Source organism: Sphingomonas psychrotolerans (assembly GCF_002796605.1).
GTDB classification, from domain to species: domain Bacteria; phylum Pseudomonadota; class Alphaproteobacteria; order Sphingomonadales; family Sphingomonadaceae; genus Sphingomonas; species Sphingomonas psychrotolerans.
Genome location: NZ_CP024923.1, coordinates 684,952 through 698,053 on the forward strand (window position 1 = coordinate 684,952; position 13,102 = coordinate 698,053).

A 13,102-nucleotide genomic window follows, 5' to 3' on the forward strand; every position below is an offset into this window, starting at 1 on the left:
GCCGCATGCGGTGCGCGCGGTGATGCGCGCAGCCGTCAGGGCTTTCCTCAGGCCTGGAGCTGGTAGGGCGGCGCCCGGCTCTGCCAGACGTGCGACCGGCTTGAGCGTTGAAACTGTTGCGGCTGAATCGCTGCAGTGAAGAAGGCGGGCGCGGTGGGCACTGCGATGCTGACAGGCATCGGCAACAGCGCCGGGCCAACGCTCGCCGCCTCGAGGCAGATCGGACAGTTAGCAGGTGAGTCAGGCGCAGGGTCGTCGCGCCCGCTTCGATTCGCAATACTGCGTTCGGACTGCGAAGTGCTGAGCCCAACCGGCCGGTGCTGATGCGCCTGCGTGATGACGCTCTGCCAAAGAAGCGCGAGCAGCAATGTGCAAAGCACGACGAGCCGCTTCGCCCGGTGAGGCCCGGCCGCGCGCGCATCCCCCTGCGGCCGACCTGCGGCAGCATGAGCCTCATCGGCTCGATCGAGGGAAGGGATGCAGGTCAACCGGAACCGGCCTCAGCTTGGGTGCAGTGCGGCGTGTTTGATATGTTGTACTGTCTCATCACGCAAGTCGCAATTCGACTGCGGCCCCACTCGAGGAACGCCGGGGCGCAGGACTTCGAGGATTGACCACGAGTCCTGACACTGAAAAATATGATGCAACATATCATTATTCGCGACGCCGAAGCGCTTGCCCAATCTACCGGGGAACTGATTTGAGCATGGATCGAAGGCGGGTGCTTGCACGCAAGGATCGCGGCGGCAGAGGTTCCGCCGGGGCGGTTCTGCTGTTCACTGGCGCACTCGTCCTGCGACTGGACTGGCGCAGCCAGCGCCAGAGACGCTGCGGAACGACGCCTTATCGGAGGGTGAAAGCCATCGGAAGGCAAGGAGATCGTCGTGACCGGCACGCGCTTCAGCGGCCAAATAACGAGAGGATACCCGATAGCGCTGCTCACGGTATAATCTGAGTCGCGATATATTGGACAAATTTGGATAAATACGGGGTGCGTAACGAAAAAATCGCCCGTAACCCATGAAATTGCTGGTGACCCCTACGAGAATCGAACTCGTGTTTTCGCCGTGGCTCACCATCGTTGCCGACGAGACGGGTGAACATGCGGTGCTGTCCCACGGATGGCATCATATCCGCATCGATATCGAGGAGGGCAATCTCACTGCAGATGGGCCCGTGGCGTTCGAATATCGTTTGCATGGCCTCGCGTCCGCGGAGCCGAAGATCCTCCCTGCGGCGTTTGATCGACCTGTGTCGGCGGCGGGGCTTCTCGGTGTCACTCTATCCGCCGGACCGCCGGGTCGATCGCTGGATTTTGGCGTTGCGCGTCCATGACGCGCTGGTCGCGGGCGCCAGCCAGCGAGAGATTGCCCGGGTATTGTTCGGCGACCTTCCTGCAAACGGCGAGGGGGACCGCCGGTCGGATTCGCTGCGGTCGCGGGTGCGGCGGCTGGTCGCCGATGCGCGGCTTCTCGCAGGCGGAGGCTATCGGGCGCTGATGCGGTGGCGGGAGTGAGGTTTACCGGGGTTGGCGCCTCGGACGGCCATGCCGTCCGACCGCCGCTCTATGGCCGCCTGCGGCCGGCCACCGAGCCCCGCGCCGCGGGTCTCGGCCTGGCGGTGACGATCGGCTGGCGGGACCGGGAGGGCGTGCTGGCGACCGAGGCATGCGCCGCCGGGTACGTCGTCAGCAAAGCGCCTCAATCTCGACGTTTAGCCGGGCCCGATGCGAGGCCGAAACCGCCTTCGTTCCTCCGCTCAAGGCGACGACCGGAACGACCGACGGGACTTTTCTGCCGGACAGCTTCCAGAATCGAACGGTCGAAAGCCGCCGGCGCGCGGTATCACAGCCGGTCGGTTGTGATACCGCGATCGATGATTGGGGTTGGGTCAAGAGGACGAAGCGATCTAGCGGTGGAATCGTCCTAGCTGACGCGGAGCGCTTCAATCACGGCCCGCAGTCCGGCTGACATGTGCCTCCGAGCGGGATAGTAGAGATAGAGCCAATCTTCCGGCACAATCCATTCATCGAGACATCGGATTAGCCGCCCTGCCTCCACGTAGGGTCGTGCGCGATCTTCCCAGACGTAGGCAAGCGCAACGTCCGCAAGCGCAGCTTCGATCATCAACTCGTGATCGTGCAGCGCCAGTGGACCGGTCGGCTCAAACTCGACTTCGTGCCCTTCGCGACTGAAGAACCATGGATAGCGAGCGGTGTTCGGGTACATATTCTGGATGCAAACATGACTCTTCAGGTCCGCGGGCATCCGCGGGAAAGGGTGCCGCGCGAAATAGGCCGGCGAGCCCACCACCACCAGGCTCATGCGTGGCTTGATGCGCACGGCGGTCATGCCCTCACGCAGACTCTCGCCGAGCCGGATACCCGCGTCGAAACCTTCCTCGACGATATCGATGAGACGGTCAGTGGCGACGATCTCCAGCTCCAGCTTCGGGTTGCGCTCGATCAGCTTGCCGATCACCGGTCCGAGTACAAATGGCGCAATCGAGTTTGGCGCGTTTATCCGCACCTTGCCGAATGGCGTGTCGCGATACTGGTTCAGCGCATCCAGCGCCAAGCCGATGTCGCCGAACGCGGGTGAGAGCTGCGCCAGCAGCATGGCGCCTGCGTCGGTCAGCGACACGCTGCGGGTCGTGCGGTTGAGCAGGCGGATGCCGACACGCGCCTCCAGGTTCGACACTGCGTGACTGATCGCGGAGGCTGTGACACCGCGCTCCTCTGCAGCTTTGCGAAAGCTGCGATGGCGGGCGACCGCGTCGAAGGCGGCAAGTTCTGACAGGTCGGTGGTGCGCATTACTGATCCTCGCTCAGCATTGTTCGGAAAACTAGCCAGCTAATCGCGAGAGTGCAGAAGGCGCACACCGCTCCTGTCACCGGCGCGGCCGGATCGAAGGGAGCCACACAATGACCATTTCCGAAACCATCACCGCAGAGCAAGCGGAGGGCCTGCTCGCCGCAGGCCAAGCTCACGCCGCCGCCATCGGCGTGCCTGCCATCGTCGCCGTGCTGGACGCCGGCGCGCACCTGAAGGCCTTCGTCCGCATGGACAGCGCGGTGCTCGGCTCAATCGATGTCGCCATCGGGAAGGCGCGTACGGCCGCGCTGTTCGGCACCAGCAGCGCTGCCGTGTGGGACTACTGCCAGCCTGGTGCGCCGGCCCCGAACCTCCAGGCCAGCAACGGCGGGCTGATGCCCTTTCCGGGCGGCCTGCCGCTGATCAATGCAGGCGGCGTGCTCATCGGCGCCATCGGGGTCTCGGGCGGAACGCCGTCGCAGGACTTGGCCATCGCCGAAGCCGCGGTCGCCACACTTAACGGCTGAGAACCCTCTCTCGTAATTACTACCGCGAGCACCAGGAGAACGATCATGACGAAGACCATCCTCATTACCGGCGCAGGCTCCGGCTTCGCCGAGGCCGCCGCCATCGGTATGGCGAAGGCGGGCCACACCATCATCGCCACCGCCCAGATCAGCCCCCAGGTGGCGGCGCTACGCAACAAGGTAGCGCAACTCGGGCTCGACAATGTCCGTGTCGAGAAGCTCGATCTCACCGACCCTTACGACATGGCGTTCATCCAGACGCTGGACGTGGACGTGCTCTGGAACAACGCCGGCTACGGCGAGAGCGGACCGGTGAGCGAGATTCCGCTCGATCTCTTCCGCAGGAACTACGAGGTCAACGTCTTCAAGCCACTGGAGCTGACGCAGGGCTTCATCCGCCGCTGGGTGGCGGAGGGCCGCCACGCCAAGATCGTCTTCACCTCGTCCATGGGCGGCCTGTTCACGCCTGCTGGCTGGGGCACCTACGTCTCCACCAAGCACGCGTTGGAGTCGATGGCCGAGGCGATCGCGCAGGAAGTCGCGCCGTTCGGGATCAAGGTCCAGACGATCAACCCCGGCGCCTATCTCACCGGCTATAACGAGACGATGGCGGATACGGCCTTCCGCTGGCTGGACGACGCCAGGAACTTCACCAAGCGCGACGAGCTGCGCGCCACCTTCGATGCGCTGCTCGCCAGCCCGCAAGGACACCTCGACCCGCAGGAGATGATCGACCGCATGATCGAGATCGTCCCCGCCGACACCGGCAAGGTCCGTAATGTCTGTCCGCAGTTCGTCGAGGACATGCTGAAGGATGCGCAGGCCGCCGCCTGGACCGCCCAGATTTGACCCACTGGCGAGCGGTGGCGCGGATTGCCGCCGCTCGCCCGATCAGGAGAAAGACGATGACCAGTACCTTCTTAAAACCGTTCGCCGTGCGCGCGAGCCTGGCGTTCGCCGCTACCAGCCTTGGCATCCTCGCGGTGGCGTCCGGCGCTGATGCGCAGACGCCGGCCGCAAACAAGACGATCGTCCAGCGCAGCTTCGATGCCTGGACCGCTGGCACCGGCAGCCCCTTCGAATTACTCGCCGATGAGGCGAGCTGGACCATCGAGGGCAACTCGGTCGCATCGAAAACCTATCCGACCAAAGAGGCTTTCCTGCGCGAGGTTATCCGCCCGTTCAACGCGCGCATGTCGGCCGGCATCAAGCCGACGATTAAAAGCATCACGGCCGATGGTAATCGCGTTGTCATCCACTTCGACGCGGCCGGCACCGCACGCGATGGCAAGCCTTACGTCAACACCTACGCCTGGTTTTTCCAGATGCAGGGTGGCCGCGTAACCCGCGCCTCCGCCTTCTTTGACGCAATCGCGTTCAACGACCTCTGGGCACGTGTCGCGCCCGACGAGTGACCTCCGGAAGGCTCCGGACTGCGATGCCGCCGAGCTTCGCCATCCCTCGTCACCGCGCGGTTGATCTGCGTTCGTTCAGCAAAGGACATCTGACAGGAAACCTGGTTCATCGCCCGCGCATCGCGGCTTCGGCGCGCTTGGGCAACTTGCCTCGGCTGCGACCGCCTTTGGGTTGGAAGCTGCTTACGCCACAGGGGGATGGCAGCTTTCGTGTCTGGATCGCCCGAAAGCCGACAGTCAGCTCACGGCCCACATTCAGCCGTTCAGTGCGCCGGGAGACACGCCAGCCCTGACGGACGAATCGATCCTAGAGGCTGCGAGGGACTGCGCGGATCCTGTTCATCGGGAACTCCTTGGCTTGGGAAGATCGTCGATCCAGCTCAGGCAGGGGATCCCGACATATGGCCATACGGATCGGCCTGTCCTGCCAGCCAGGGATCGCGCGTCGCCTTGCGCATCTCGAGCAGTCGGGCGCGCAGGCGATCGCGGACCGCAGCATGCGCCGGATCGGCGGCGAGGTTGACCAACTCATCGGGATCGCGCTTCAGGTCGTACAGCTCTTCGACGGGGCGTTTCAGATACGCCGACTGGCTGCGCTTGCCGAGCCGGACCGAGCGATCGGCAGCGATCGCCTTCCAGCTCGGCGAGCCCGCCACGTCGCCGGCGATCGGATAGTCGAGCGGATGGGCGATGTTGAGGATGTAATTGTGGTCATGCGTGCGGACGCTCCGCATCGGGTAATATTGGTTGATCTCATGAAATTCGTGGCTGGCGAATATCGCGTCGCGAGTCGCGTCGCCGCGCTTGCCGAGGATCGGTACCAGCGACTTGCCCGGCAGCGGATAGTCCGGCGGCGCGGCGGCGGCCCATTCGAGCACGGTCGGGGCGATATCGATCCAGCTGACCATCGCATCGTTCACCGCCCCGTCGGCGCCTGGCGCGCGAACGATAAGTGGTAGGTGGAGGCCTGGCCCATAGAGGTTGGTCTTCGCCCCAGGAAACGGGCGGCCGTTGTCGCTGAGAAAGATCACCATCGTATCATCGGCCCGGCCGCTTTCGCCGAGCAAGTCGAGGAGCATGCCGACGCCGCTGTCGAGCCGGCTCAGCGATTCGTAATATTCCGCCAGATCCTGCCGAACCGCCGGGATATCCGGCAGATGCGACGGCACATGCACCCGCTTTGGATCATAAGGGACCGGCGGCACGCCCGGCCAAGGCCGGTCGTTGCCGTAATCGGTCGCGGCGCGGTGCGGGTCGCTATAGGCGACCGTCACGAAGAAGGGACGGTCGTCGGTCGAACGGATGAAGCTCGCCGCCGCGGTTGCCAGCTCGCGCACGTCGCGGATGCCCGAGCGTTCGGGAACCAACTCGGCTTCGAACGGAAACGCCTTGTCCGGGCCGATGTGCTTCTTGCCGACCAGCGCGGTCGCATAGCCTGCGCGGCGCAGCAGCGAGGGCAACGTCTCGATACTGTCGAGCAGCGACTGGTGATGAACGTCGTGCTGCAGCCCGTACATCCCGTTCTGGTGGCCATAGAGGCCGGTATGGATCACTGCCCGGCTGGGGCTGCACGAGGAGACCGCTGCGAAGCCATGGGTGAAGAGGGTGCCTGCGCGCGCCAGACGGTCGAGCCGGGGTGTCGACACGGGCGTACCGTAGCAGCCGAGGTCGAGGCCCTGATCGTCGGAAATGAGCAGCAGGATATTGCGCTGACGCTTTCCGGTCACGGCCGTCCGACCCGTCGGGGCCGCAATGGCCGCCGCCGTGCCGGCGATCCCCTTGAGCAGCGCGCGCCGTCGCATGGCATTCCCGTCAGCTGTGGCGGACGTCACCGCCGGAAGAAAGGCTCCCGGACCGAAGGGGAGGGCGCTCGCGGTCCGGGAAGAGGTATCAGAACTTCACTGCCGCGCTGAAGCGGAATGAACGGCCGAGGATTGGACGCGCGAGGATCGCACCCGACCCTTGCCCGCCGATGATGCGCGGATTGCCCTCGGTCAGGCCGATCTCGTCGGTCAGATTGTTGCCGGTCACCGCCAGCGTGAAGCGATCGGCGATTTCGACCGAGACGCCCGCATCGAGCTGGTAGAAATTGGGTAGCACCTGCAAATTCTCGGGGTCTGAGAAGCGATCGCCGGTATATTGCAGCGTCGCGAACAGCGCGGGCTTCACTGCGCCGAGATCCAGCTCATACGCCGGCGTCACGCGCCAGGTCCAGCGCGGCTGGCGCTGCACCCGGTTGCCAGTGTTGTCGATCGTGCCGTTAGCGGTAAAGAAATCGCGATAGGTCGCATCGAGATACGTACCCGACGCAGTCACGCTGAAGCCGTCGAACGGGCGGACGATGCCCTCCAGCTCGACGCCGGTCGCCTTGGCGCCCCCGTTCGAACTGGTCGGAACGTTGTTGATCAGCGACGTCGTGGCGAGGCCGTCGAACTTGTTGTGGAACGCCGTCGCATAGAGGCTTACGAACGGAGTCGAGACTTTCAGCCCCCCCTCGAACGTCTCGACCTCGGCAGTTGCCGCCAGACCCGTCTTGTCGGCGATGTTGACTGCGGACGCCTCGCGCAGATTGTCAAACTGCGGGAAGCTGTTGCCGCGACTGTATCGCGCAAATATGCCAACGCTGCTGGAGAAGTCATAATTGATGCCGGCGGTCCACGACCATGCCGAATCGCTGTATTCGATCTGGCGCGGCCCGCCGAGTACGGTCACCGAATTGTCATACAGCGTTGCGGGATTGCCATCTAGGTCGACATTGCCGCCCGCAAGCGGGGTGCGGAGCGTTGCGTCGACGACATGGCGTTGCCAGCGCGCGCCTCCGTCGATGCGCAGTTCCGGGGTGATCTGGAACTCATCGACAGCATAGAAGGCATAGTCGGTACCCTCATAATGGGCCCGCACCTGAAATGCCGGTCCGCCGGTGAAGCCGCGCAGCGTCGCGATGCGGCCCCCATTCAGCGTCATGTTGAGAAGTCGGGCGTTCGGCTCCGCCGTCAGCAGCACCTGGTTGCCCAGCGTCCACGCATCGAAGGAGGTATAGTTGGCGAAGTAGAAGCCGCCGGTCAGTTTGTTGCTGCCCGACGTCCATTCGAGTGCGGAGTCCGATACGAAGGACGAGATCTTTTTGCGCACTTCCCAGATGCCGGCGCGCATCACCTGCGCATTGGCGCCGCCGGTAACCGTACCGCCGCCATTAGCGTAGGCGAGGCTCGATACCGCCGATCCGGCGCCACCCAGCGTCACCGCCATCGCCGCTGCCGATCCAGGGGCGGCAACCGGCACCAGGCCGATCGTGTTCGCATTCCCGCCGAGATAGCTCAGGCGCTCGCGGACGCGCAGGCCGTCGACAACTTCATAGTCAAAGGAAATGCCGGTGTTGATAACGTCGGCACCGCGGCCTTCGGCCAGGTCAACTGTACGGCCGACGATGTTGGTCGTAAGCTGTGTCTCGCGACCCGCAAGCGTGCCGATGCCGGCGTCGAAACCAGGATAGGCGGAAATTTCGCCGCCGGTAGAAATGACCGGGATCGGCAGCAGCCACTGACCCTTGTCATTCAGATAGCGGGCGTAAATCTCAACCGAGCCGCGATTGCCAAAGTCGTGATGGATATTGGCAGTGATCTGTCCGCCCTGTTCTGCACGAAACTGCGGATCGCGGATGCCATTGCCCTGCGCATAATAGCCACCGACCATGAAGCCGGTATCTTCGGACAGCGGGCCGGAAACCCAGCCGTCGCCACGGATTTCGCCGAAATCGGTGTAGCTGACCTTACCGAACGCTTCGAGCCGGCTGCCGCCGGTGCGCGGCACGACGTTGACGGTCAGGCCGGGCTGTCCGTTGGAGAAGAGCGACCCGGTTCCGCCGCGAACCGCCTCGATGCGCTCGACCGTCTCGTCGAGACGGATCAGCTGCGAGTTTTCGAGGAACGACAGAGTAGAGGGCGGGAAGACCGGCACTCCGGCATACTGAAACGTCACGAACTGGGCGTCGCCGCCCGAGGGATAGCCGCGTACGAAGATATTGGCGCCGTTCTGGCCGCCCGAGCTTTCGGCCATGACGCCGGGCACGGTGCGAAGGATATCCGCGGTGCTGTTAGGCGCGGCGCGGTCGATCGCTTCCTCACTCAGCGTGGTAACGGCAAACGCCGCATCTTGGCGGCGAGTGCCGCCGCCGGCGGTGCCGACGACGATGATCTCGTCGTTCTGGACAGAATCGTCCTGAATCGATTCGTCCTGGGACGGAGCAGCGATATCACTGGTCTGAGCGTGAGCGGCGTTTGCAATCAGCGCCAGCGGCGCGACACCCAGCATAAAAACGGCACTGCGGAGCATAGATCCTCCCCTTCGTATAAGCGGCAAATTTGCCGTCCGGACATTTGTCTACGAAAGTATGAAATGCTTTTCAAGAGAAGTTGCAACGGGTGCCGGCGCCCTTGATGCCGCCCCACGCGCCGCCTACGGTCGGCGCCGATGAGTGACGAACGGACAGAGACGGTGGGGAGAAGCGGCCGCCTGACGATGCGCGACATTGCGCGGCTGGCCAACGTCTCGATGCCGACCGTGTCGCGGGTGCTCAACGACAGCCCGCTGGTCACCGTGGAGACTCGGACGCGCGTGCTCGAAGTCGCCCAGGCCCATGGCTACGCCGTCAACAGGAACGCGAAGAAGCTTCGCCAGGCGCGGACGGGCACGGTCGCAGTGATGCTGGACTTCGCATCGCACCGCCACGGCGCGATCGGCGATCCATTCATCTTCGAACTGCTCGCAGGCGTCTCCGAAGCCTTGTCGATCCGAAACCAGGAGCTGCTGCTGTCGCCCCCGGGGCTGGACGACACCCGGGCGTTCGAGGATTTTCACCGCGCCCGCGGTGCGGACGGCTTCATCATCCTGGGGCAAGGGACCCGCGACGCGATGCTGCGGTCGCTTGCCCGGCGCGGCATCCCGATGGTCGTGTGGGGCGCCGTATCCAAGGATGCGGGCTATTGCGCCGTTGGCAGCGACAATCTTCTCGGGGGTCGCCTGGCCGGCGAATATTTCCGGATGCGCGGACGCAGGCGCTGGCTTTTCCTGGGCGATATCCGGCATGCCGAACTGCGGCTGCGCTATGAGGGGCTGTGCCAGGAAGCAGCCGAGGACAAGGAAGTGACGGTGGAATATCTGCCGATCGCCTCGATGGCATTCAACGCGACGGGCCAGACCGTCTCGGCCTATCTGGCCGGTGGAGCGCAGCCCGACGCCCTTTTCGCTTTCTCCGATACTGCGGCGATGGCGGCGATCGGGGCGTTCCGCGAGCGCGGCCTGATCGCGCCCGATGACTATTCGCTCGTCGGGTACAACAACATTCCCCCCGCCGCCAATTTCAGTCCGGCGCTTACGACGATCGACCAGAAGACCGATGTCGCGGGCGCGCTGCTGGTCGAGAAGTTGATGCAGCACATCGACGGCGGCCGGGCGCGGTCGATTTTGCTGCCGACTCAGATGGTCGTTCGCGAGACCTGACTCGGCGGAGGTCGGGCGCGAAATCTCCCAGCCGCCCAAGCATCTTGAAATGCATTTCATAAATTCGTAGCGTCAGAGAGCAATGACGGGCACCTGGCTCGCGCAGGGGAGGAGAGAATTGATGAACCGAGCCCGCGTCATCATCGCGCTTGCCCTCACCTATGCCCTGTTGGGCATCCTGATGAACAGCGTCGGCGTAGTGATTCTGCAGTCAATTCGTCATTTCGCCGCGACCAAGACCATGGGATCGACGCTCGAGGCCTGCAAAGACCTGTCGGTCGTCGCGGCTTCATTCTTGCTCGCCACCCGCGTCCCGATCATCGGTTATCGTCGCACCTTGGTCGGCGTGACGGCGGTGATGGCGGCAGCCTGCTTCCTCGCATCATTCGCGGGCGGGTTCCTTGCGATGCAGGCGCTGTTTGTCGCGACTGGCCTTAGCTTCGGATTGGCCAAGGTCGCGACCTATTCCTCGATCGGCCTGCTCGCGCGCGATCCCGGCGATCACGCCAGCATCACCGGACTGGTCGAGGGCACGTTCATGGTGGGCCTGCTCACTGGCGTCTGGCTGTTCGGATGGTTTGTCGGCGCGGATACCGGGAACAGCGAGTGGCTGCACGTCTATCGGCTGCTTGGCGCCGCCTTCGCAGTGATGTCGCTGGCCTGGCTGGCCACGCCGCTCGACGAGCGAGGTGCCGCGCCGCCCGACGGCACGAAGCCCGCCCATTGGGGCGAGATGGCGCGACTGGCGGTGTTGCCGGCGAGCGTCGCGGTGCTTGCGGGGCTATTCCTTTACGTGCTGATCGAACAGAGCATCGGGACCTGGTTGCCGACTTTCAACAACGAAGTGCTGCATTTGCCGGCGGCTATGAGCGTGCAGATGTCGAGCATTTTCGTCGGCGCGCTGGCGCTCGGTCGACTAGCATCCGGCGCGGTGCTGCGCCGCATCGCGTGGTTGCCCGTATTGCTTGGATGCCTGAGCCTCATCGCGGCGCTGATCGTCGTCTCGCTCCCGCTCGCCGGCGGTGTCAGCGCCAGACCGGGCACCGGATGGCTGAATGCACCGGCCGCGGCATATCTCTTTCCTCTGCTCGGCGTATTTCTCGCGCCGATCTACCCGACCTTGTGCTCGGTCGCGCTAAGTTCGCTGCCGCGCCATCGACACGCAGCGATGATCGGGCTGATCGTCATATTCTCCGCGCTGGGGGGCACCCTCGGATCGCTGATCACCGGCCTGCTGTTCCAGAAATTGCCGGGCGAGCTCGCATTCTACTTCACGCTGGTCCCGGTGGGGCTGATCGCCTTCGTCCTGCCGATGATCCGCAAGCGTCAAGTAGAGGCACTCGGCGCATGAGCCCGGGTCGTCCGTCGGAGGTGTTCGGGACCTTGTTCGCCGAAGTCCAGGAGGGTGGCATCTTCTCCGATTCCAAGACCTTCGCCGACGCGGTGGCCCTGCGTGCGCCGGAGGCGATCCTCGACGCGCGCAAGGCGGCGGGGCCGCTCGGCGATGATGGCTTGTTGGCCTTCGTACGCGCGCATTTCGAGTTGCCGCACACCGAGGATTCGGCGGCGCCCGAGATGCTGCCGCTGGCTGATTTCATCACAATGTTATGGCCGACGCTTACGCGCGCTCCGGTGCAATCCCAGCCGGGCTCCTCGTTGCTGGATTTGCCCCGGCGGCACGTCGTTCCGGGCGGCCGCTTCCGTGAGCTTTATTACTGGGACAGCTATTTCACGATGCTGGGGCTGGTCCGGTCGGGACGGCAGGATTTGGTCGAGGACATGATTGCCAATTTCGGCAGCTTGATTGACCGCTTCGGGTATATCCCCAACGGTACGCGCAGCTACTATCTCAGCCGCTCGCACCCGCCGGTCTTCTATCTGATGGCGGCGCTGTGTCGGGATCGCTCAGATGGTGCGCGGCACGAGCGGCTCCGCTGGATCCGCGCCGAGCATGCCTTCTGGATGGCGGGTGCCGATACGCTTCGTGCCGGTGGCGAGCACCGCCGTGTGGTCCGCCTGGCCGACGGCGCGCTGCTCAATCGTTATTGGGACGATTGCGCCGCACCGCGCGATGAGTCCTGGCGCGAGGATGTCGAGCTCTCCCGGTGCGTTCCGAAACGCGACTCGGGCGCGCTGTGGCGCGACATCCGGGCTGCAGCGGAAAGCGGATGGGATTTCAGTTCGCGCTGGCTGGGCGACGCGCATTCACTCGAGACGATTCGCACCACCCGCCTGCTACCAATCGATCTCAACGCATTGCTGTTCGGACTCGAAGAAGCGATCACCCGCGAAGCAGCGGCGCTGGGCGATGACACGGTCGCCCGGGACTTCGCTGGCCGGGCGGTGGCGCGCCGCGACGCGATCGATCGCCATTTGTGGAACGAGCAACGTCAGTTCTTCGCCGACTTTGACCTCGACGCCGGCGCTCCCCGGGACCAGCTGACCGCTGCCCAAGGCTTTGCTCTGTTCACCGGCGCCGCTCGGGAAGAGCGAGGACCTCCAGTGGCCCGGGCCTTGGGAAAGCTCCTGCGTGCCGGCGGGCTCCTCGCGACCGACACCGTCACGGGCCAGCAATGGGATGCGCCCAACGGCTGGGCGCCGCTGCAATGGGTCGCGATCGAGGGATTGCGGGCCTATGGGGAGCCCGCGCTGGCGGACCGGATCGCGCGTCACTGGCTGGCGATGGTCGAGGTCCATTATGCGGCCACGGGCCAATTGCTGGAAAAATACGACGTCGAACGCTGCGGTGCGGGCGGCGGCGGCGAATATGGCACTGAGGTCGGGTTCGGCTGGACAAACGGAGTCACGCTCGAGCTGCTGTGCCGGCGCGCCGGCGCCGATTAGCGAC

General features: G+C 64.5%; 11 protein-coding genes. 8 read left to right on the top strand and 3 right to left on the bottom strand.

Translation table 11 applies throughout. The features are described 5' to 3' along the window. The first annotated feature begins 1,020 nt into the window (after window positions 1-1,020). Together CVN68_RS23815 and CVN68_RS23820 are read left to right on the top strand one after the other, a co-directional pair. Window positions 1,021-1,335, top strand: coding sequence for a hypothetical protein (locus CVN68_RS23815; RefSeq protein ID WP_233503744.1), 315 nt, complete (start codon window positions 1,021-1,023; stop codon window positions 1,333-1,335). Next, window positions 1,274-1,516 carry a DNA -binding domain-containing protein gene (locus tag CVN68_RS23820; RefSeq protein WP_233503687.1) on the top strand — a complete coding sequence of 81 codons (243 nt, stop codon included), beginning with the start codon at window positions 1,274-1,276 and terminating at the stop codon, window positions 1,514-1,516. The genes CVN68_RS23815 and CVN68_RS23820 overlap by 62 nt, the downstream gene beginning before the upstream one ends. Window positions 1,517-1,925: 409 nt before the next feature. Here CVN68_RS23820 and CVN68_RS02905 read toward each other — a convergent pair whose 3' ends face one another. Further along, window positions 1,926-2,813, bottom strand: coding sequence for a LysR family transcriptional regulator (locus tag CVN68_RS02905; RefSeq protein ID WP_100280872.1), 888 nt, complete (start codon window positions 2,811-2,813; stop codon window positions 1,926-1,928). Window positions 2,814-2,923: 110 nt separating this feature from the next. Between CVN68_RS02905 and CVN68_RS02910 the strand changes: the two genes are divergently transcribed. The 3 genes from CVN68_RS02910 to CVN68_RS02920 are packed head-to-tail and all read left to right on the top strand — an operon-like array spanning window position 2,924 to window position 4,755. Then, a complete protein-coding gene (locus CVN68_RS02910; RefSeq protein ID WP_100280873.1) occupies window positions 2,924-3,340 on the top strand; it encodes a GlcG/HbpS family heme-binding protein in 417 nt (138 codons plus the stop codon). Between the two features lie 45 nt (window positions 3,341-3,385). Further along, window positions 3,386-4,189: an SDR family oxidoreductase gene (locus CVN68_RS02915; RefSeq protein ID WP_100280874.1), complete on the top strand. Its 804-nt coding sequence runs from the start codon at window positions 3,386-3,388 to the stop codon at window positions 4,187-4,189. A gap of 56 nt (window positions 4,190-4,245) precedes the next feature. Next, window positions 4,246-4,755, top strand: coding sequence for a nuclear transport factor 2 family protein (locus CVN68_RS02920; protein WP_100280875.1), 510 nt, complete (start codon window positions 4,246-4,248; stop codon window positions 4,753-4,755). A gap of 380 nt (window positions 4,756-5,135) precedes the next feature. On the opposite strand, the gene CVN68_RS02925 is transcribed toward CVN68_RS02920, so the two are convergent. Both CVN68_RS02925 and CVN68_RS02930 read right to left on the bottom strand, forming a co-directional pair. Further along, a complete protein-coding gene (locus CVN68_RS02925; RefSeq protein WP_100280876.1) occupies window positions 5,136-6,557 on the bottom strand; it encodes a sulfatase family protein in 1,422 nt (473 codons plus the stop codon). Between the two features lie 88 nt (window positions 6,558-6,645). Next, complete coding sequence (locus tag CVN68_RS02930) at window positions 6,646-9,087, bottom strand: TonB-dependent receptor (protein WP_100280877.1); 2,442 nt, start codon at window positions 9,085-9,087, stop codon at window positions 6,646-6,648. A 138-nt stretch (window positions 9,088-9,225) separates the two neighbouring features. On the opposite strand from CVN68_RS02930, the gene CVN68_RS02935 reads away from it, so the two are divergent. The 3 genes from CVN68_RS02935 (at window position 9,226) to treF (ending at window position 13,098) form a co-directional block, all read left to right on the top strand. After that, window positions 9,226-10,254, top strand: a complete 1,029-nt coding sequence (locus CVN68_RS02935; protein WP_100280878.1) for a LacI family DNA-binding transcriptional regulator — start codon at window positions 9,226-9,228, stop codon at window positions 10,252-10,254. Window positions 10,255-10,375: 121 nt separating this feature from the next. Then, a complete protein-coding gene (locus CVN68_RS02940) occupies window positions 10,376-11,605 on the top strand; it encodes an MFS transporter (protein ID WP_158298684.1) in 1,230 nt (409 codons plus the stop codon). After that, window positions 11,602-13,098, top strand: a complete 1,497-nt coding sequence (gene treF / locus CVN68_RS02945; RefSeq protein WP_100280880.1) for an alpha,alpha-trehalase TreF — start codon at window positions 11,602-11,604, stop codon at window positions 13,096-13,098. The genes CVN68_RS02940 and treF overlap by 4 nt, the downstream gene beginning before the upstream one ends. Window positions 13,099-13,102: the final 4 nt, after the last annotated feature.